Annotated in this window: 19 protein-coding genes; 17 read left to right on the top strand and 2 right to left on the bottom strand. The window is 31.9% G+C overall.

What is annotated here, in order from left to right:
- The first annotated feature begins 55 nt into the window (after positions 1 to 55).
- Positions 56 to 601 carry a 16S rRNA (guanine(966)-N(2))-methyltransferase RsmD gene (rsmD, locus tag MPAN_RS04650; protein WP_176240080.1) on the top strand — a complete coding sequence of 182 codons (546 nt, stop codon included), beginning with the start codon at positions 56 to 58 and terminating at the stop codon, positions 599 to 601.
- A gap of 153 nt (positions 602 to 754) precedes the next feature.
- On the opposite strand, the gene MPAN_RS04645 is transcribed toward rsmD, so the two are convergent.
- Positions 755 to 2,104: a transposase gene (locus tag MPAN_RS04645; protein WP_231756733.1), complete on the bottom strand. Its 1,350-nt coding sequence runs from the start codon at positions 2,102 to 2,104 to the stop codon at positions 755 to 757.
- Between the two features lie 270 nt (positions 2,105 to 2,374).
- Positions 2,375 to 2,980: a TetR/AcrR family transcriptional regulator gene (locus tag MPAN_RS04640; RefSeq protein WP_176239866.1), complete on the bottom strand. Its 606-nt coding sequence runs from the start codon at positions 2,978 to 2,980 to the stop codon at positions 2,375 to 2,377.
- A 155-nt stretch (positions 2,981 to 3,135) separates the two neighbouring features.
- On the opposite strand from MPAN_RS04640, the gene MPAN_RS04635 reads away from it, so the two are divergent.
- The 16 genes from MPAN_RS04635 (at position 3,136) to MPAN_RS04560 (ending at position 19,423) form a co-directional block, all read left to right on the top strand.
- Positions 3,136 to 3,552, top strand: a complete 417-nt coding sequence (locus MPAN_RS04635) for a MaoC family dehydratase (RefSeq protein ID WP_176239865.1) — start codon at positions 3,136 to 3,138, stop codon at positions 3,550 to 3,552.
- On the top strand, positions 3,549 to 4,670 hold the full coding sequence (locus MPAN_RS04630) for an acyl-CoA dehydrogenase family protein (protein ID WP_176239864.1): 1,122 nt from the start codon (positions 3,549 to 3,551) through the stop codon (positions 4,668 to 4,670). Before MPAN_RS04635 ends, MPAN_RS04630 begins: the two co-directional genes overlap by 4 nt.
- Positions 4,670 to 5,458: an electron transfer flavoprotein subunit beta/FixA family protein gene (locus MPAN_RS04625; protein ID WP_176239863.1), complete on the top strand. Its 789-nt coding sequence runs from the start codon at positions 4,670 to 4,672 to the stop codon at positions 5,456 to 5,458. Before MPAN_RS04630 ends, MPAN_RS04625 begins: the two co-directional genes overlap by 1 nt.
- Positions 5,455 to 6,447 carry an electron transfer flavoprotein subunit alpha/FixB family protein gene (locus MPAN_RS04620; RefSeq protein WP_176239862.1) on the top strand — a complete coding sequence of 331 codons (993 nt, stop codon included), beginning with the start codon at positions 5,455 to 5,457 and terminating at the stop codon, positions 6,445 to 6,447. Before MPAN_RS04625 ends, MPAN_RS04620 begins: the two co-directional genes overlap by 4 nt.
- A gap of 247 nt (positions 6,448 to 6,694) precedes the next feature.
- Positions 6,695 to 7,903, top strand: coding sequence for an acetyl-CoA C-acetyltransferase (locus MPAN_RS04615; RefSeq protein ID WP_176239861.1), 1,209 nt, complete (start codon positions 6,695 to 6,697; stop codon positions 7,901 to 7,903).
- 18 nt (positions 7,904 to 7,921) lie between these two features.
- Positions 7,922 to 8,644, top strand: a complete 723-nt coding sequence (locus MPAN_RS04610) for a beta-ketoacyl-ACP reductase (RefSeq protein ID WP_176239860.1) — start codon at positions 7,922 to 7,924, stop codon at positions 8,642 to 8,644.
- Between the two features lie 39 nt (positions 8,645 to 8,683).
- Positions 8,684 to 9,709 (top strand): 3-oxoacyl-ACP synthase, encoded by a 1,026-nt coding sequence (locus MPAN_RS04605; protein WP_176239859.1) that lies wholly within the window; start codon positions 8,684 to 8,686, stop codon positions 9,707 to 9,709.
- A 51-nt stretch (positions 9,710 to 9,760) separates the two neighbouring features.
- On the top strand, positions 9,761 to 10,702 hold the full coding sequence (locus tag MPAN_RS04600) for a branched-chain amino acid ABC transporter permease (RefSeq protein WP_176239858.1): 942 nt from the start codon (positions 9,761 to 9,763) through the stop codon (positions 10,700 to 10,702).
- A gap of 4 nt (positions 10,703 to 10,706) precedes the next feature.
- A complete protein-coding gene (locus MPAN_RS04595; RefSeq protein WP_176239857.1) occupies positions 10,707 to 11,744 on the top strand; it encodes a branched-chain amino acid ABC transporter permease in 1,038 nt (345 codons plus the stop codon).
- Positions 11,728 to 13,305 (top strand): ABC transporter ATP-binding protein, encoded by a 1,578-nt coding sequence (locus MPAN_RS04590; RefSeq protein WP_231756732.1) that lies wholly within the window; start codon positions 11,728 to 11,730, stop codon positions 13,303 to 13,305. The genes MPAN_RS04595 and MPAN_RS04590 overlap by 17 nt, the downstream gene beginning before the upstream one ends.
- The gene (locus MPAN_RS04585; RefSeq protein ID WP_176239856.1) at positions 13,298 to 14,053 is read left to right on the top strand and encodes an ABC transporter ATP-binding protein; all 756 of its coding nucleotides are present in this window, start codon (positions 13,298 to 13,300) and stop codon (positions 14,051 to 14,053) included. Before MPAN_RS04590 ends, MPAN_RS04585 begins: the two co-directional genes overlap by 8 nt.
- Before the next feature lie 55 nt (positions 14,054 to 14,108).
- On the top strand, positions 14,109 to 15,458 hold the full coding sequence (locus MPAN_RS04580; protein ID WP_176239855.1) for an ABC transporter substrate-binding protein: 1,350 nt from the start codon (positions 14,109 to 14,111) through the stop codon (positions 15,456 to 15,458).
- Between the two features lie 101 nt (positions 15,459 to 15,559).
- On the top strand, positions 15,560 to 16,873 hold the full coding sequence (locus MPAN_RS04575) for an acetyl-CoA hydrolase/transferase family protein (RefSeq protein WP_176239854.1): 1,314 nt from the start codon (positions 15,560 to 15,562) through the stop codon (positions 16,871 to 16,873).
- A gap of 1 nt (position 16,874) precedes the next feature.
- Complete coding sequence (locus MPAN_RS04570; RefSeq protein WP_176239853.1) at positions 16,875 to 17,696, top strand: alpha/beta fold hydrolase; 822 nt, start codon at positions 16,875 to 16,877, stop codon at positions 17,694 to 17,696.
- 11 nt (positions 17,697 to 17,707) lie between these two features.
- Positions 17,708 to 18,595, top strand: coding sequence for an intracellular short-chain-length polyhydroxyalkanoate depolymerase (gene phaZ / locus MPAN_RS04565; protein ID WP_176239852.1), 888 nt, complete (start codon positions 17,708 to 17,710; stop codon positions 18,593 to 18,595).
- 36 nt (positions 18,596 to 18,631) lie between these two features.
- A complete protein-coding gene (locus MPAN_RS04560) occupies positions 18,632 to 19,423 on the top strand; it encodes an alpha/beta fold hydrolase (RefSeq protein ID WP_176239851.1) in 792 nt (263 codons plus the stop codon).
- The last annotated feature ends 709 nt before the right edge of the window (positions 19,424 to 20,132 follow it).

Genomic DNA, 20,132 nt, shown 5'->3' with positions numbered 1-20,132 from the left:
TGTTTTTTTTCTTATTTTATTTGATATAATGTAAGTGTATTAAATAGGAGTGATGATGATGCGTATTATTGGTGGAGATCATAAAGGAAGAATTTTGAAAAGAGTTGATAAATCGACAACAAGAGAAACTGCAGATATGGTTAGAGAATCAGTTTTTAACATGTTATCTGGACGTATCTTTAACCTTGTACTAGATTTGTTTGCAGGTTCTGGTGCTTACGGCTTAGAGGCTTTATCAAGAGGTTCTAAGTATTTGTATGCTGTAGATCATGACAAAGATGCGATAAAGACAGTATTTGAAAATGCTAAAATACTTGATGTGGCAGAACATATGACTATACTTCAACGTGACTACAAACAATTTTTAAAAGGTATTGGGAATCTATATTTTGATTTAGTATTTATAGATCCACCTTATGATTTAGACGTATATGATGAAGTTTTACTAGCTTTAAATTCATCTCTTGAAAATCATGGATTGATTGTTGTTGAAACAAAAAAACAAAGAGTCTTGGAAGAAAAATATAAAGATTTAGTTAAAATAAAAGAAAAAACTTATGGCATAAAACGTATTACGATATATGAAAAAATGCCATCATAAAAAAATAAGAATATCCTAGGATATTCTTTTCAGACTGTAGACAAAAGGACTTTTCAAAAACGAGTTTTCGTTATGAATCGTCCTTTTTTTGTTTTTTGTGGATAAATATAAAAAAAAGATCTCTATTTGCTCGATATCAATAATAAAGTAAAGCTATGTCCACATTAATGCGGCTAACTTTTTCAAATTATACATACTAAAAATCATGAAGCTTCGATCTTCATTCTTTTGACGTCCCCTTAAATAGGTAACACCTAGACAGTGATTCATCTTTGAAATCCCAAAAACTCTTTCAACTGATGATTTTCTTTTGGGATAAAGCTCCCTTCCAATCTCTGAGAGTCTCGTTTCTTTGATTAAAGGATTTACATACTCTAATTGATGTCTTGTTAAACTTCTTGTTTTTTGATTTGTACACTGTGCTTTAAATGGGCATTCTATACAATCTTTAACACGTGTCTTGTATTCACGGTATCCTAGTTTATTGGTTCCTCTGTAAGTTAGTATCTTTTCATTAGGACATATATAATAGTCATGCATTTCAATATAATCAAATCTATTCTTTGTAAGGTGCCGTTCTCCATTTAGACCTATAGAACCATCTTTTCCTTTAGGCCGTTTATATGGCAATACAGGTAGGACTTTTCGCTTATATATTTCATTAAGAAGAATTGGATTATCATATCCAGAGTCCATGACTGCCACTTTAACTTCCTTATGGGTATCTAGATAGTTAACTACTGTATCTAATCCTGTTATACTATCATGAAGGTTTCCTGCAAACATCTCAGAGGATAAAACCCAACCGTTCTCATCGCTGATCACTTGATTGCTGTAGGCTAATTGTCGCTCTTTTTCACCTTTATGAAACATCCCGCAATCTGGATCAGTTAAACTGATGATTGCTTTCTTTGGGCTATCATAATCAATGATTTTCTTACCTTCTTTTAGTCTAAGTTCATTAATTTCTTCATGGAGCTGTTTAACATATTTATGTGTTGAATCATTGATTAAGATATCATTAACACGTCTTTTATTGGCATATGCTTTAATATGTGTTGAATCGACAAAGATGTTATCCATCTTGACTAACTTTAAGTTCATTGCTTGATATAAAATGGTGTTGAAAATTTCTTCAAATATATCTGTGTCTTTAAATCGTCTAACGTAATTTTTTCCAAATGTTGAGAAATGAGGAATGTCATCGGAAAAATCATATCCTAAAAACCAACGATATGCAACGTTTACTTCGATTTCTTCAATCGTACGTCTCATCGAACGAATGTTAAATAAATATTGAATAAAGACAATTTTAAATAAAACGACTGGATCAATTGAAGGTCTGCCCATATCATCTGAATATAAATGCTCGACAATATCATAGATAAAATCAAACTGCATCACTTTATCCACCTTGCGGACTAAATGATTTTGTGGGACAAGTGAATCAATATCAACGACTTGTAGATTCTTGGTGTTGTTTTTTTGATCTCTATTTAACATATATAAGCACCACCTTATACATATATTTTACCACTTACCTATATATTTATATATAGGTAAAAGTGATTTTTAAAGACATAAAAAAAGAGGAGGACTCAGAACGCCTTTTAGAACCTTAATAGCTCACGCGTTTTTAAGCAGTCTAAGCCGCACATTTTAAACTGGTCCTCACATTTGTATTTTATCACTTTTGTAAAAAAAATACCATATCCGAAGATATGATACTTTGTCTACAGCCTGACACTATTTAAGAAAATAGTGCTTTTTTATTTATTTAAACATCCCTCTATCTAAAATCTTCATGACTTCATCACATATATCATCAAGTTCTTTTTCTGTTAACGTATCTTTAAACAAAACTTGTAGTCCAACGAAATTTGATACGCCCATTAAGATATATGACAATGTTTCTAAATCAACATCATCTCTAACTTCATGTTCGCCTACAGCATGTGCTAGTTGTCCAACATAATCTTTACTAAAGGTTTCATAGTATTCTTTAAACAAATGTTTGTCAACAAACATCGATTCCCAGATGATACGATAAGCAAGTGGATCATCCCAAGCAAACTTTAGAAACGCTCTTAATCCGAGTCTTTCCTTTTCATATCTTGTTGGAGCTGATTTTATCGCTTCGCTTATTGTTTTTCTAATAAGTTTTCTATATTTAGCTAATATATAAGAATATAATGCATACTTATCATCAAAATATAAATAAAATGTTCCGGTAGCAATACCGGATTTATGTATAATTTCATTTATTGATGTTGCTAAGTATCCTTTTTTTGAAAATAGCTTTTTTGCTGTTTCAATTATTTGATCAAAAGTTCTTTGTCCATCGCTTCTTTTTGGAAGCCTATAATTTGTTTGGTTCATTTTATCACCTAAATCCATATTAACTTAAATGTTTTAAAAAAACAATAGAAAAAATTATAGTATCTCTTGACAAACAAAAAAATAAGGATTAAAATACAGTTAACATGAACAATTATTCATATTAAGAATTTAATATACAGAAAGAAGGAAGTCATATGATCGGAAAGACGATTAAAGAACTTCGCATTGGAGATGCTGCATTTTTTCAAAAAACCATCACAGATGCGGATGTAGTTTTGTTTGCGGGTGTAACAGGAGACATGAATCCAGTACACATTAATGAGGTATATGCTAAAGAATCAATGTTTAAAAAACGCATATGTCATGGAGGGTTAGTAGCTGCACTATTTTCAACAGTATTAGGAACAACACTACCCGGATATGGTACCATTTATTTAGGTCAAAATTCTAAATTTGTAAAACCTGTTTACCTTAACGATACCATTAAAGCAACTGTAGAAGTTGTTGAAATTATAGAAAGTAAAAACCGTGTCATCTTAAAAACAACTGCAACAAATCAAAATGATGAAGTTGTCATTACAGGTGAAGCAACGGTGATGCCACCACGATGAGAATAGATTTATTAAATGAAATGGTTGAAGAATTTAGTAAAACATATGTTAAACCATTGGCTAGAAGCGTGGATGAAGAAGAAAGATTTCCAGCAGAAACTGTTGAACTACTTGGAAAATATGGTCTTTTAGGATTACCTTTCCCTAAAGAATACGGCGGTGTAGGTGCTGATACAAAGGCATATATAGATACAGTAAGAACGATTTCTAAAGATTGTGCAACAACAAGTGTTATTATATCTGCACATACTTCACTATGTAGTTCTCCTATATTTATGTTTGGTAGTGAAGCACAAAAAGCTAAGTATTTAACAAAATTAAATAAGGGCGAATACTTAGGTGCATTTGGTTTAACTGAACCAGGTGCTGGTACAGATGCGTCACAACAACAAACTAAAGCTGTTGATTTTGGTGATTATTATGAATTAACAGGTAGTAAAATATTTATTACAAATGCAGGATATGCAGATGTATATATCATCTTTGCGATGACACAACCTGAATTAGGTTTAAAAGGTATTTCCGCATTTATCGTAGAAAAAGATATTAAAGGATTTACTGTAGGACCTAAAGAAAAGAAAATGGGTATTAGAGGCTCATCGACTTGTGAACTTATATTTCAAAAAGCTCGTGTTCCTAAAGAAAATCTTTTAGGTAAAGAAGGACAAGGATTTAAAATTGCAATGCAAACGCTTGATGGTGGTAGAATTGGTATTGCTGCTCAAGCATTAGGAATTGCAGAAGGTGCATTTGAAAGAGCAGTATCTTATGTAAAAACAAGAACTCAATTCAATAGACCAATATCTAAATTCCAAAACACACAATTTGTTATTGCAGATTTAAAAACACAAATAGAAGCTGCAAGAGGTTTATTATATCAAGCAGTTGCTGATAAAGATGAAAATAGAAATTATACAGTTTCTGCAGCTATGGCTAAACTATATTGTTCAAAAGTTGCTGTTGAAGTTTCTGATAAAGCAATTCAATTAATGGGTGGATATGGATATATTCGCGATTATGAAGTTGAAAGATATTTAAGAGATGCAAAAATTACTGAAATATATGAAGGAACTTCAGAAGTTCAACGTATGGTAATTGCTGGAAAGGTGTTGGCATAATGAACATAATAGTCTTAGTTAAACAAGTACCTGATACAACAGAAATAAAAATTGATAAAGAAACTAATACATTAATTCGTGCAGGTGTAAAAAGTATTATTAATCCTGATGATTTAGCAGGTGTAGAGGCAGCATTAACACTTAAGAGTTTATATGGTGGGACTGTAACAACAGTTACAATGGGACCTCCACATGCAGATAAAATGATTACATCACTTTATGCAAGAGGCGTTGATAATGCTTATTTACTAACTGATCGTAAATTTGCTGGTTCCGATACTTGGGCAACTTCAAAAATACTATCTACATTTATTAAAACACTAGATTATGATTTAGTTATTGCTGGATATCAAGCAATCGATGGTGATACTGCACAAGTAGGACCACAAATTGCTGAATTTCTAGATATTCCTCAAGTTACACATATCTTAAAAATAGATGAAGTTAAGGATAACAAAATTACTTTAGAAAAAGCATATGAAGACGAAACACATATAGTTCGTGTTCCATTTCCATGTCTCATTTCAACTGTTAGAGAAATGAATGAACCTAGATTAATGAATGCTTTTGATATATGGGAAACTTATGATAAAAATATAAATATTATTACATTTGAAGATTTAGATATAGATCAAAAAGATATAGGTTTATCTGGATCTCCAACAAGAGTTAAAAAAACGTATACAAAACCAGTCATGCAAAAATCTCCTAAAGAAGTATTAGAACCTGAAGAAGCAGCTAAAAAGATTGCAAGACTTATCTATCCTTATATGGAGGTATCACAATGAAATCAATCGCAATTTTTATTGAAAGAAGAAATCAAAAAATATGTTCTGTTGGACTAGAACTGTTATCAGAAACAAAAAGATTATTAAAAGATTCAGATAATCAAATTGTTGCTCTTTATTTAACAGATAAAAAAACAGATGAAGACATAAATAGACTAGAAACTTGTGGTGCAGATAAAATTATCACATATGTTGATCCACAATTTCAAACCTATGATACACTCATTTATACAAAAGGACTAGAAAACATTATAAAAACAAATGATTTTGATGTCTTACTTTTAGGATCAACACTTATTGGACGTGATCTTGGGCCAAGATTATCTGCAAGAGTACATACAGGTCTTACGGCTGATGCTACATTATTAGAATTTGAACAAACAGAAGAACGTTTAAATTTACTTGCAACTAGACCAGCTTTAGGTGGAAATTTATTTGCAACAATTATTTGTCCAGATCATAAACCTCAAATGGCAACAATTAGACCTGGTGTCTTTAGTATTGAAGTCTTTGATAATCATAAAGCTGAAAAAGTCATTTTTGAAGAAAAAATTCTTATTAAATCAAAGGTAGAAATTCTTTCTAAAAAAGTTAATGAAACAGCATACGTTGACTTAACAAAAGCTAAATTAATTATAGCTGGTGGACGTGGTGTTGCAACAATGTTTCCTACATTAAAAGAAATAGCTTTACTTACTGGAGGAGAAGTTGCAGCTTCAAGAGCTGTTGTAGATCAAAATATTGAACCTAAAGACAGACAAGTAGGTCAAACTGGAGTTACAGTTAGACCTAGTGTTTATGTAGCGTCAGGTATTAGTGGTGCAATCCAACATATGAGTGGTATGGATAAATCAGAAATGATCATCGCAATTAATACAGATCCAAACGCTCTTATATTCAATGTTGCTGACATATCTATTATTGCAGATGCAAACAAAGTTTTACCTTTATTAAAGGAAGAAATACAATTAATCAAACATCAACTTTAGCCATAAAGGCAGCTTTGGCTGTCTTTTTTGTAACCGTTTTTATTTTCTACATAAAAGTAGCATTATTTATTTGACAATGATATTTACATATGATAAGATATAAGCGTATTATGAATATATGTTCATAGTATAAAAATAGGTTATAAAAAACATAAACAACGCAACAAAGGCAAATCATAGATTTCCAGTGTGCTGTTTTATGTTTTTATAAATAATATGTAAACGCTTTTATAAAAGGAGAAATTAAATGAAAAAAGTTTATGTTGTAGGCGCAAAACGAAGTGCAATTGGAACCTTTATGGGAACGTTATCAAATGTTCATCCAGCTGATTTTGGCTCACAAGTGTTACGTGCACTACTAGAAGAAACAAAAGTAAATCCATCAAAAATAGATGAGGTATTGGTTGGTAACATTTTACCTGCTGGTCTACGTCAAGGTTTAGCTAGACAAATATCAATTAAGTCTGGTATTCCAGCATCAGTACCTGCATACGGTGTTAACATGGTATGTGGTAGTGGTATGAAAACAGTAATGAATGGGTATGCTAATATTATGTTAGGTTTCCACGATTTAGTTGTTGCAGGTGGAGCAGAATCAATGACAAATGCACCATTTTTAATCCCTAGTAAAATTAGAACTGGTATTAAAATGGGCGAACAAGTTATGCAAGATCATATGCTATATGATGCATTAACAGATGCTTTTGAAGGCTATCATATGGGGATTACAGCAGAAAATATAGTTTCTCAATTTGGACTAACAAGACTAGAACAAGATGAATTTGCTTTAGAATCTCAAAAAAGAGCTACTAAAGCTGAAGATAGTGGAAGATTTAAAGCTGAAATCGTTCCAATCGTTATTAAAACTCGTAAGGGTGAAATCGTATTTGAAAATGATGAACACATTAATAAAACAACATCATTAGAAAAATTACAATCTTTAAGACCTGCTTTTAAAAAAGATGGTTCAGTAACTGCTGGTTCATCATCAGGTATTAATGATGGTGCAAGTTTTGTAATGCTAGCAAGTGGTGAAGCAGTCAAAAAATATAACTTAACACCTTTATTTGAACTTATTGGTATTGGTCAAGGTGGTGTTGATCCATCTGTTATGGGTTTAGGACCTACTCCAGCTATCAAACAAGCTCTAAAATTTGCTAATCTTTCATTTAATGACATTGATTTACTAGAACTTAACGAAGCATTTGCAGCACAATCATTAGGTGTAATTAAAGAATTAACTGAAGCATTTGGTGTTTCTAAAGAAGATATTTTAGTTAAAACAAATGTTAATGGTGGTGCCATTGCACTTGGACATCCAGTTGGAGCAAGTGGTAATAGAATCATTGTAACTTTATTACATGAAATGTTAAAACAAGAAGATAAGAAAATCGGACTTGCAAGTCTTTGTATCGGTGGCGGTATGGGAACTGCAATCATTGTAAAAAAATTATAATAAAAGGAGAAATTAATAATGGGTAGATTAGATGGAAAAGTTGCTGTCGTTACAGGTGGCGCTAAAGGATTAGGACAATCAATTTCAGAAAGATTTGCTTCAGAAGGCGCAATCGTTATTGCTGCTGATATGGGTGAGCTATCTTATGAATGTAAAAATGTGTTTGGTTATAAATTAAATGTAACTGATGTTGTAGGTATTCAAAAGTTTTATGATGAAATCATTGAAAAATACGGAAAAATTGACATTTTAGTTAATAATGCTGGTATTACAAAAGATGCAATGACTCATAAAATGACAGATGATATGTGGAACGCTGTTATCGATGTAAACTTAAAAGGTGTTTTTAACTTAACACGTTTAATAGGACCTCAAATGGTTGCAAACAATTATGGATCAATCATTAATATTTCTTCAGTAGTTGGATTATTTGGTAATATCGGACAAGCTAACTATGCTGCAACTAAAGCTGGTGTTATTGGATTAACTATGACTTGGGCTAAAGAATTTGCTAGAAAAGGCCAAAATGTTAGAGTTAACGCAATTGCTCCTGGTTATATTATGACTGAAATGTTACAAACAATTCCTCAAGATTTATTAGATAAATTTGCACAATTAACAATGTTAAAACGTTTAGGTCAACCAGAAGAAATCGCTAATGCTGCATTATTCTTAGCATCAGAAGAAGCTTCTTATGTAACTGGACAAACAATAAGTGTTAATGGCGGCATGAGATTATAATTTTAATTTTAAAAATTTAGAAAGTGAAGGTTCCTTTATATGGAAAAAACAAACGTAGGTATCGTTGGAACAGGTATTTATCTTCCTAAAGGATTAATGACAGCTAAAGAAATATCAAATGCTACAAATGGTATTTGGAGTGAAGAAGCTGTTATTGAAAAATTAGGAATTAAACAAAAAACTGTACCATCAATGATGCCACAAGATGGCACACAAGAAATGGGAGCACTCGCTGCGCTAGACGCTCTAAAAAACACTAAGATTAATCCTTTAGATATAGATGTAATTTTAAGTGTTACAGAAGAATGGAAAGAATATCCATTGACAACTTCTGCACTATATATACAAGACCGTATTGGTGCAACAAATGCTTGGGGTATAGATGTACAAAACCGTTGCTGTACAACAGTTTCTGCAATGAAAATGGCAAAAGACATGCTTATTGCAGATGACGAAATCAACGTCGTTATGGTCGTTGGTGGATATCGTAATGGAGATTTTGTAGATTATGCTGACAAAGACATGTCGATGATGTATAATTTAGGTGCTGGTGGTGGCGCAATCATTTTAAAGAAAAACCACAATAAAAACTTGCTTTTAGGATCACACATCATTGCTGATGGATCTTTATCTAGAACAGCTGGGGTCGAAATTGGGGGCATTTGCAATCCAATTACCAAAGATAATTTAGATGAAGCTAAAAAATCACTAAGATTACTTGATGCACAAAAGATGAAAGCAAGACTTAATGAAGTTTCAATGCCAAACTGGTTAACATGTATTGATGAGAGCTTAAGAAAGTCAAATATGAAACGTTCAGATATCGATTTTCTAGACATACTTCATATTAAACGTTCTGGCCATCAATTTATGTTGGATCAATTAGGATTGACATCTGAACAAACAATTTATTTAGAAAACTATGGTCACATTGGCCAAATTGATCAAATATTATCTTTGCACTTAGCACTTCAAAGCGGCCAAGTTAAAGACGATTCAATCGTCTGTATGTTAGCTGCTGGTATTGGATATGTGTGGGCAGCAAATATTATTAAATGGGGCTAACATAACACGTTTTATGTTAAAAGATTATTAATTACGAATGAGAGGTAAATTATGTTATTATCAGATATTATAAGCGTCATTATGAGCTCATTGATTTCATTTAGTTTCTTGTCGTTAGCCACATTTGGTATTGTTTTGATTTTTAAAACAAGTTCGACAACAAACTTTGCTCAAGGTTCATTAGGAATTCTTGGTGCTTACGCTACCAGTTATTTCATAGATAAGCAAGGTGTTAATGATTTATTAGGTACGCCTAGTGTTGTCATTAATTCATTTTCACAATTATTAATACCCCTATTTGTGGGTATCGCAGTATCATTTGTTGCAGGCTTTTTGATACATGCAGTTATTTTCAAAAATGCAAAATATACAAATGTCGCAACAAAACAAATTATAACTATGGGACTTGTTATTGTCATAACAGGTCTTATTCCAATTCTATTTGGATCTACCGTGACTAGAGTTAGTTTCAAGTTTTCAAATGAAACAGTTAAAATATTGGGCGTTATATTACCAATTCATAATTTAATTACTTTAGGATTGGCAGCAATTATCATATCATCAATATTTGTCTTATTAAAATATACTAAATGGGGTTTAGGTGTTCGATCAGTTGCATCAAATGAAAAAGTAGCTGGACTTATGGGAATCAATACAGACTTTGTAAATGCATTTAGTTGGGCAATTGCAGGTGCACTTGGTGCGCTATCAGCAATCACTTACACAGCAGCGATAGGTTCACTATCTTCAACTGCTATGATTGATATGCAGGTTAATGCATTTTATGCATCCATCCTAGGCGGTTTTTCATCATTTTATGGTCCATTAGCTGGAGCATTCATGCTAACAACTGGACAATCATTATTCCCTAGAATATTAGTAAACTGGAATCTTGCTCAATGGAGTAATACCATCTTATATTTATCAATTATGATTGCTGTGCTTATTAAGCCAGTAGGCATCTTTGGTAAGAAAGTTATTAAGAAGGTGTAATCATATGAGAAGAATATATCGCGAAAAATTAAAACCCTTCTTTAAGAATCCTAAGTTTGGATTTCTAGTATTTGGACTTATTCTAATTGTTTTAAGATTTTTATCTGGTGTGATTCCACCTGATTTATTCGGGGCAATCGTAACCACATCATATTTCTATCTTGCTGGACTAGGTTTTGCTTTACTACTTGGTTATGGTGGACTAGCTTCATTAGGTACTGGTGCATTTGTTGGTATAGGAGCATTCTCGCTTCACTATTTATACCGCTTTATGACATTACCACTTACTGTATCCATTGTTGGTGCTATCCTTATTTCAATTACCGTATCCCTACTCTTTGGGTTCGTATCATTGCGTATTGCTGGGATGTACTTGGCAATTGTAACGATGGGATTATCACAAATAGTAGTTGAAATTATTAAAAACATTCCTGAATATGCATCAGGTACATCGGGAGGCTTCTTATCAGGAGCTGTTCGTAGACCTTTAGCATTCTTAGGTATTCAATTTGATTCGAACTCCACACTCTTTTTCATAGCAGTCTTCGTGGTGATCGGAATGAGTGTTGTCTATAACTTGATTAACTCTCCAACTGGTCGTGCATTATTATCCATGAAAAACAGTGAAACTGCTGCTCAAACAATGGGAATCAGTTTGATTAAATACCGTTTATTTGCGTTTACAATATCAGGCGTATTTGGTACACTTGCTGGTATCTTAAGTTTAATGTTTGTTAGAAATGCTGATGTAACTTCAGTAGGATTAGCATTCGCATTAAATATACTTGCAGCTGTAGTTATTGGCGGTACTAAATCAATTTGGGGTATTTTACTTGGAACATTTGTTATATTTGGTTTAAATCTTGCTGTTTTACAGCCTTTAAATCTTGGTAGTTATTCAATCATTATTAATGGTTTATTAATTATCATCGTAGTTATGTTCTATCCTGGTGGTTTAATCCAATTATTTGGTGACATCAAGAGACTCTTTATTAAAACAAGACTTAAGTTAAAGGAGAGAGTTTATGGAACTGAAGAATAAGCCAGGAACGATTTTAGAAAGATTTATAAATAATCATAATGTTAATAAACATCGTAAGCTAGTATTAAAAATTAATTATCTAAAAGGGTTAGCATTTGAATATAGTAAAAAATATGATAATTATATCCAAAAAGAAACTAAATTAATTAATGACTACTATACAGAAGATATCGCACCTTTAAATGAACAAATTGGTGGCCTAACTAGCGTAGATATTAAACGCAATAAAAAAATTGAAAGTTATGATAAGAAAGTATACTGGTCAAGAAGAAAGTTTAAAACAAAAACATTTAGAACTGAAGACAAAACTCAAGCTGAACTTCTACTTAAATCATGGGATGAAGAACAACAAGAAAAACGTAAAGCATATGTTGAAACGATTGAACAAAAATTACGTCACGTTAAAGATGTTGCAGAAGAAACAAGAAGAGTTAAAGCTAAAATTACTGCATTAGATGAAAGAAAAAAAGAACAATTTAAAAATATGGAAATCAAGAGTACAAAACTTGAAAAAAATGTTAAAATGTTCTTAAAGAAAAATTTAGCTAAGATTGAAAAAATGGAAAAAGAAAATAAGAGACTAACAAATCTTATCATTAAATTCAATCAAAATCGTCATCAAGAAGATCAAAAATTATTAGATAAATACAAACCTAAACTAGCTGAATTAAAAAAGGCTCAGTCTAAGGGTGAAAAAGTATCCGAAAAAAATATAGAAAAATTAGAAATTGTTATAGATAAAGTAGAAACCGTAATGAAAATGATTGAAAATGATCGTATCCACTTATCTGTAAGCCATCTTAAGATGTTCTTTGGTGGTATAAAAGCAATCAATGATTTATCATTTGATGTATATAAAGGTGAAGTCTTTGGCCTTATTGGACCAAATGGTGCTGGTAAAACAACAATATTCAACTGTATTACACAATTCTATAAAGCAACTGCTGGAAACATGATCTTAAGAAACAAAGAAAATCATATCGTTAGTTTATATGATTATAAAACACATAATATGATTAAAGAAGGTATCGCAAGAAGTTTCCAAAATGTTGAACTTATTTGGGAATTAACCGTATTAGACAATTTAATGGTTGCTGCTCATTCTCTACTAATCACATCATTTGCAGATCATATGGCACATACTAGAAAATTATTAAGAGAAGATATAGTTATTAGAACAAAAGGTTATAATATTTTAAAAAATTTAGGTATTGAAGAATATGCATTTAGATCTCCATACGGACTACCTTATGGTGTGCTAAAGAAAATAGAATTAGCTCGTACATTAATGACGGATCCTGCACTCATCATTTTAGATGAACCAGCAGCTGGACTTAATGATGCTGAAACAAAAGATTTAGCAAACGTTATTAGAAAAGTAAACAAAGAATATGGTATCACAATTTTCTTAGTTGAACACGATATGGGACTTGTTATGTCTATATGTGATAGAATTTGTGCAATTTCATTTGGTAAACTTATTGGTTTAGGTACTCCAAAAGAAATTCAATCAAACCCTGAAGTTCGTAAAGCTTACCTAGGAGATGACGATGATGAGTAATTACATATTAGAAATTAAAGACTTAGAAATCGACTATGGTATCGTAAAAGCAGTTAAAGGTATTTCAATGCATGTAGAAAAAGGATCTATTGTAGCAATTCTAGGAGCTAATGGAGCTGGTAAAACTTCTACCATTCGTTCTATCTCAGGATTCACAAAAGTTAAAGATGGACAAATTCTTTATAATGGTGAAGAAATTCAAAATCAACATGCATATAAAATTGTACAAAAAGGCATTATGCAATCACCAGAAGGACGCATGATTTTAAATGGATTAACTGTTGAAGAAAATTTATTAGTTGGTGCGTATTCAATTGAAGCTAAAACTGATGAACAAGGAGTTAAAACATCTCGTAAAGTTCGTATTAAAGGTTTATTAACTGAAGTTTATGGATATTTTCCTATCTTATTAGAAAGAAGAAAGCAACAAGCATCTACACTATCTGGTGGTGAACAACAAATGCTTGCGATTGGTAGAGCACTAATGGGAGCTCCTGAGTTATTATTACTCGATGAGCCATCATTAGGACTTGCACCACTTATTATTCGTGATATTTTTAATATCATTAAAAAAATCAAGGAAGATGGTAGAACCATTTTAATTGTTGAGCAAAACGCAAGACAAACATTAAAAATTGCGGATTATGCTTATGTATTAGAAATTGGGAAAGTCAAGATTGAAGGAAAAGCAAAAGATCTTCTCAATGATAAAGATTTAATTAGCGCTTATCTCGGTGTAGTTGAGTAAGCAATAAAGTTTAGTAACAATAGTGCAAAAGCACAAAAAAATAAAGGAGAAAAAAATGAAAAAGTTTTTATTAGTATTAATCGTATTTACCTTTGCTTTTGGTTTGATGGCTTGTCAAACTGAAGAAGGAACTCCGGGTATTACAGAAACAGAAATTATTGTTGGTAATACAGCGGCTACAAGTGGTGTATTTGCTGGTGTTGGTGTACCATTTAACCTTGCTATGCAAGTTGTATTTGATGAATACAATGCAACACATGATGGAAGAGACATCAATTTTATTCATTATGATGATGGATTTGATGGAGCTCAAGGTTTAGCTTATACTAAAAAATTAGTTGAAGAAGACAATGTATTCGCACTTGTTGGACATTTTGGAACTAATACAGTTAACTCAACTATGGATTATTTATTAGAATCAGGCATTCCTATGGTTTATGGTGTAACTGGTGTAAACTCATTATTTTATGAAAACCAACCAGGTAACAACATCTTATCAGTTCAACCTATTTATCGTACAGAAGGTAGAATGATGGTTGCTAGAGCACTTAACGAATCAATCTTTGGTGCTGCTGGCGATGCTAAATTAGCTGCTGATGACAAAATCGTTGTATTATACTCTGATGATGACGCTGGTCAATCAATCAAAGTTGGTATTGCTGATGAAGTTGCATCTGCAGAAGTTGCTGATAGAGTAACTTACTTACCATTTAGTGCATCAACTGCAAGCGCTGTTGCTTCAGTTGCATTAGACTTAGATCCTGCAGTATTCTTATTCTCTGCTAATCAAGCTCCTGCTACTGCAATGGCTACTGCTTTAAGAGTTGCTGAATCTACAGTTCCTGTATTATCAAGTTATGTAAACAGTGCTGGCGTATTTGCTCCAGCTATGGCAGATGCTACAACACCACTTCCATTCGAAGTGTATGCAAATGCATGGGTTGACATTTCTGAAGCTGGCGCTCCTGCTCCAACTGCTGCACAAATTGGTGGAGATGGCACTTTAGCTGGTTGGGCATTCCCTGACTTTGCTTACCTTGCAAATTTCACTGCTACATATTGGGATACATTTGTTCATGATATGAATTCATCAGATCGTACTGATGGAGATACAGCTGCTAAAGATTTATGGGCTAACGCTTATGCAATCGCTGGTTATATCGCTGCACAAACATTCGTAACTTTACTTGAAAGAGTAGACTTAGACACAGTAACTTGGGAATCATTTATTGCTGCTGCTGAAGAATCTCCACTTTCACTTCCTATGAGTGGTACAGTTAACTGGGCAGATGGTAACAGAACTGGTTTATCAATGTTAGCATTAAATAAATTAGTTTATGCTCCAACAACTTCATTCACTAAGATTATTGGTCTTGAAGCAATTGAAACAGTAAGAGCTAAATAATTTAAATTACATTTAAAAATTATTACAATTATGTTGACGCAAGGGGAGTATTCATTACTCCCCTTAACTCAATACATTTCTGATTAAGAAAGAAGGACATTATGAAAACTCCAAAAAAAATTACTGCTGTAGAGGCAACTAAGTTAGTTAAATCAAACGACGTCGTCGTTATTGGTATGGCTGGTGCTGAACCAAAATTATTTCTAAATGAATTGCACAATCGTGCTGACAAATTAACTAACGTACATGTTACGAATTGTTTACCATTTGAAAATGCTGAATTTTTTGTGAATCCACTTTACAAATCATCATTTTCAGTTGACAGTTGGTTTTATGGTCCCTCACTAAGAAAAGCTTCAAAAAACGGGAACATAAGCTTTATTCCAAATCATCTACATCTAGCTGGTCGTAAGCGCTTTGAGCATAAGAGACCTCACATATTCGTTGGTATATCAACTCTACCAGACAAACATGGCTTTGTTTCATTATCATTATCTAATGTTTATGAAAAAGAAGCTATAGCATTAGCAGATATCGTAATCATTGAAGTCAATCCAAATTTCCCAAGAACATTTGGTGATTTAGAAGTTCATGTAAGTGATATCGATTATATCATTGATGCTGATTATCCAGCACCAACACTACCTGATGCTATTCCAAACGAAAAAGATATTAAAATCGGAAAATATATTGCTGATCTTATTGAAGATGGATCATCCATTCAATTAGGTATTGGTGGCATTCCAAATGCAGTCGCACAACAATTACTACACAAAAAGAATCTTGGTATTCATACAGAAATGTTAACTACAGGATTTATGCATCTTATTAAATCAGGAGCAGCTAATGGCAAGATGAAAAACACACATATTGGTAAACATGTATGTTGTTTTGCATTAGGTACTCAAGAATTATATGATTTCATTGATAACAATCCAAGTGTTCAAATTTTAAATGGAAATTACGTTAATGATCCTCATATTATTGGATTAAATGATAATCAAATCTCAATTAATACAACTATTGAAGTTGATCTTACTGGTCAATGTGCATCTGAATCTATTGGATACAAACAATTTAGTGGAACAGGTGGTCAAGTTGATACTGCAGTTGGAGCTCAAAATTCCAAAGGTGGTAAAAGCTTTATTACACTTTATTCAACTGCAAATGTTAAAAATCCAGAAACTGGAGAAAGAGAAGAAATTTCTAAAATTGTACCTTTCTTAAAACCAGGTGCAGCAGTTACTCTATCTAGATCTGATGTAGATTATGTAGTTACAGAATATGGTTGTGTATGCTTAAGAGGAACAACAGTAAATGAACGTGTTCATTTACTAATCAGTATTGCACATCCAAAATTTAGAGATGAATTAACTAAAGAAGCAATCAATCTTGGTTATATTCAAGGAGAATAATATGGCACAATTAATATTTAAAGGACGAGACATATATTATGATGTTAAAGGTTTAGGAAAACCATTTGTCATCTTAAATGGTATTATGATGTCTACGAAAAGCTGGGAACCATTCATGGAATCTTTTTCTGAAAACAATATGTGTATCAGACTCGATTTTTTGGATCAAGGTCAATCAGCAAAATTAAAATCTAGTGTTTATACACAAGATCTACAAGTCCAAATTATAGAAGCATTAATTAAAGAATTAAATTTAAGTAAAGTAAGTATTGTAGGTATTTCATATGGTGGAGAAGTTGCGCTAGAATTCGCTGTAAAACATCCAAATTTAGTCGATAGACTCGTTTTGTTTAATACGACACCTTACACCTCACCTTGGCTTGCAGAAATCGGTTATAAATGGAATTCAATTGGAAGAACAAGAGATGGTAAAACTTACTATCAAGCTACCATTCCAGCTATCTATTCTCCAAGCTTTTATGAGTCAAGATTAGCCTGGATGAAGAAACGTGAAGAAATCTTATTACCTATCTTTTCTAACCCAGATTTCTTAGATGCTATGGAACGTTTAACCAATAGTGCAGAACACTATGATGTTAGGGATAGACTAGATCAAATAACTGCTCCAACGTTGATTGTTGCAGCTGATGAAGATTATCTAACACCAATCAATAATCAAAAATATTTAAACGAACATATTAAAGAATCAAGTCTAGTGATTTTACCTGGAGTGGGACATGCATCAATGTATGAAACACCTATGGTTTTTGTATCTCTAGTATTGGGTTTTATTAATACCAAACAAACAAGTTATCAAGTATAGGAGGTAACAAAATGGAAAAAAGAAAAATCGTTTTAAAAAATGGTGAAGTCTATCATTATGTGGAACAAGGCGCTGGTGAAAAAGTGATTTTGTTAGTACATGGTAATTTTTCATCATCACTGCATTTCACACCTTTGTTTGATAGATTACCTAAAGATGTAAGAGTGATTGCTCCAGACTTAAGAGGCTTTGGTGATTCAACATATTATAGAAGAATTTCATCACTTTATGACCTTGCTGAAGATCTTAAATTATTCATGGAAGCTAAAGACATTAAATCAGCTGATGTGATTGGTTGGTCACTTGGTGGAGGAGTTGCTTTAGAGTTTGCTGCACACTATCCTTTGATGGTTGAACATTTGGTTTTAATTAACTCAACAACGCACCGTGGATATCCAATATTTAAAAAAGATGCACTAGGCAAACCAATGATTGGTCAAGTCTATGAATCACCTGATGAAATGGCAAAAGACCCAGTCCAAATACTACCTTTACTTAATGCACAAAAAGAAGGCAATTTTGACTTTGTAAGCTACATATTTGGAGTTACTATTTATACAGTAAATAAGCCTTCAAAAGAAGACAACAAATTATGGATTGATGAATCATTAAAACAAAGAAATTTAGCAGATGCAGATTGGGCTTTGGCTAACTTAAATATGTCAGATCAACACAATATGTACAACGCTGGATCAAACAATATTTCTAAAGTAAAAGCACCTGTATTACATACATGGGCAACCAAAGATATTACAGTTCCAGAATATATGGTTTTAGAAAATGTAAACGCCTTAAAGAAACGTTCTAAATTAATTGTTTATGAAAATTGTGGACATTCTCCATTAGTAGATGTTCCTGATCAATTAACCAAAGATATTTTAGAATTTATAAATTACTAAAAGGGCTATGCCCTTTTTTTATAAGGAGATAAATTTATGAAGATAAATGACTTAGAATTATTTGTAGAAGATTTAGGAAATCCAAATGGTGAAGTGATTGTATTTTTAAATGGTGTCATGGCATCAACAAATAGTTGGTATGCAATTATGAAGCCTTTTGTTAAATTAGGTTATAGAATAATCCTTCATGATTTTAAGGGTCAGTTAAAATCTGATAAACCTGCCTGTGCTTATACCTTCGAAGAACATGCGAAAGAAACTGTTCAAATACTAAAAAACTTAAATATTGATAAGGCTCATTTTGTAGGTACTAGCTATGGTGGTGAAGTTGCTTTAAATATTGGATTTAGATTTCCTGAGATTGTTAAATCACTAGTTATTATAGACTCAGTAAGTGAGACTGATCAAGATATGGTTAATGAAATAAATTCATGGATTGATCTATGTGAAAAGAAAGATGGATATGCCTTTTTTTGGGGTATGGCAAAAAGCATATATGGACCAAAATTTATGAAGGAAAATATGGCCTTTTTGGAACAACGTGCAGAAGCAACAAGACATGTTGATCCAAGCTATTTAGAAGGACAGATTATATTGTATAAGACGTTTAATGATGATGTCTATATGACGAATCGATTAAATGAAATAAAGGCACCTACGCTTATTATTTGCGGTAAGGATGATATACTTAAACCTCCAAAGTTTTCAAAGATTATGCAAGAACAAATAGAAGATAGCATTCTTGTGTTATTAGAAGATTGTGGGCATGTTGCAATATTTGAAAAGTCTGAAGAGATTATAGAACTTATTAAAAACTGGATTAATTAAGTCAATGATAATTATGCTGATGATATGTTATATGAGATGATAGTTCATTAAAAGACTATGGACTATTGTAGTTTATTATAGAGTATATCAAAGTAGAAGAATCTAGCTCTGATTAATATAAGTAGTCTATATTAACTAAGATTACTAAGTGATTAACAAAGTAGATAGTTATGTATAAAAAAAACGAAGGTATAGCAATATGCCTTTTCTTTATTTTTATAAGTTTAGTATTTGTAAACTTATATGTGTATTTTAATTGTTTATAATATTTATATATAATAAAATAAAATACAAAAATATGTGATTTTAATAATTAGGTGTAGTTGTCATGAAATTTTAATTTATAAGAGTGATGCTGTAACTTTTGATATTTACAAGTTATTATAGTGTCTATTAAATATAGGCATGAATCCTAAAGACAACATTACTTAAAATAAACAACTCATTAAAAACTTAAAAAATAAAAATGCTAATTTTCATATTGAAAGAATTTTCTTGAATAACTGAAGATACTACATGTATAACCAGAAGAGAAGAACAAGATACAAAAAGTTTAGAATTCATTGGATAATACCACACACGTTTTGAGACACTTTAAAACTACAAGCTTAACAACTATACAATTAGATCTCTTAAAACACGTATAGCAAAAATAGTACGATTATATAAAAGTGTATTTCAATATGTAATAGATGAATAGAAGTGATTA

Origin of the sequence: Mariniplasma anaerobium (assembly GCF_016865445.1) — a bacterium.
Classification (GTDB): Bacteria; Bacillota_I; Bacilli_A; order Acholeplasmatales; family Acholeplasmataceae; genus Mariniplasma; species Mariniplasma anaerobium.
Note: the sequence above shows the minus strand (reverse complement) of the source record. Positions and strands in the feature narration are given on the sequence as shown.

Bases quoted from the DNA above. Each gene is read 5' to 3' on its own strand.
- rsmD (WP_176240080.1), top strand. From the start codon at position 56: ATGATGCGTATTATTGGTGGAGATCATAAAGGAAGAATTTTGAAAAGA.
- MPAN_RS04645 (WP_231756733.1), bottom strand. From the start codon at position 2,104: ATGTTAAATAGAGATCAAAAAAACAACACCAAGAATCTACAAGTCGTT.
- MPAN_RS04640 (WP_176239866.1), bottom strand. From the start codon at position 2,980: ATGAACCAAACAAATTATAGGCTTCCAAAAAGAAGCGATGGACAAAGA.
- MPAN_RS04635 (WP_176239865.1), top strand. From the start codon at position 3,136: ATGATCGGAAAGACGATTAAAGAACTTCGCATTGGAGATGCTGCATTT.
- MPAN_RS04630 (WP_176239864.1), top strand. From the start codon at position 3,549: ATGAGAATAGATTTATTAAATGAAATGGTTGAAGAATTTAGTAAAACA.
- MPAN_RS04625 (WP_176239863.1), top strand. From the start codon at position 4,670: ATGAACATAATAGTCTTAGTTAAACAAGTACCTGATACAACAGAAATA.
- MPAN_RS04620 (WP_176239862.1), top strand. From the start codon at position 5,455: ATGAAATCAATCGCAATTTTTATTGAAAGAAGAAATCAAAAAATATGT.
- MPAN_RS04615 (WP_176239861.1), top strand. From the start codon at position 6,695: ATGAAAAAAGTTTATGTTGTAGGCGCAAAACGAAGTGCAATTGGAACC.
- MPAN_RS04610 (WP_176239860.1), top strand. From the start codon at position 7,922: ATGGGTAGATTAGATGGAAAAGTTGCTGTCGTTACAGGTGGCGCTAAA.
- MPAN_RS04605 (WP_176239859.1), top strand. From the start codon at position 8,684: ATGGAAAAAACAAACGTAGGTATCGTTGGAACAGGTATTTATCTTCCT.
- MPAN_RS04600 (WP_176239858.1), top strand. From the start codon at position 9,761: ATGTTATTATCAGATATTATAAGCGTCATTATGAGCTCATTGATTTCA.
- MPAN_RS04595 (WP_176239857.1), top strand. From the start codon at position 10,707: ATGAGAAGAATATATCGCGAAAAATTAAAACCCTTCTTTAAGAATCCT.
- MPAN_RS04590 (WP_231756732.1), top strand. From the start codon at position 11,728: ATGGAACTGAAGAATAAGCCAGGAACGATTTTAGAAAGATTTATAAAT.
- MPAN_RS04585 (WP_176239856.1), top strand. From the start codon at position 13,298: ATGAGTAATTACATATTAGAAATTAAAGACTTAGAAATCGACTATGGT.
- MPAN_RS04580 (WP_176239855.1), top strand. From the start codon at position 14,109: ATGAAAAAGTTTTTATTAGTATTAATCGTATTTACCTTTGCTTTTGGT.
- MPAN_RS04575 (WP_176239854.1), top strand. From the start codon at position 15,560: ATGAAAACTCCAAAAAAAATTACTGCTGTAGAGGCAACTAAGTTAGTT.
- MPAN_RS04570 (WP_176239853.1), top strand. From the start codon at position 16,875: ATGGCACAATTAATATTTAAAGGACGAGACATATATTATGATGTTAAA.
- phaZ (WP_176239852.1), top strand. From the start codon at position 17,708: ATGGAAAAAAGAAAAATCGTTTTAAAAAATGGTGAAGTCTATCATTAT.
- MPAN_RS04560 (WP_176239851.1), top strand. From the start codon at position 18,632: ATGAAGATAAATGACTTAGAATTATTTGTAGAAGATTTAGGAAATCCA.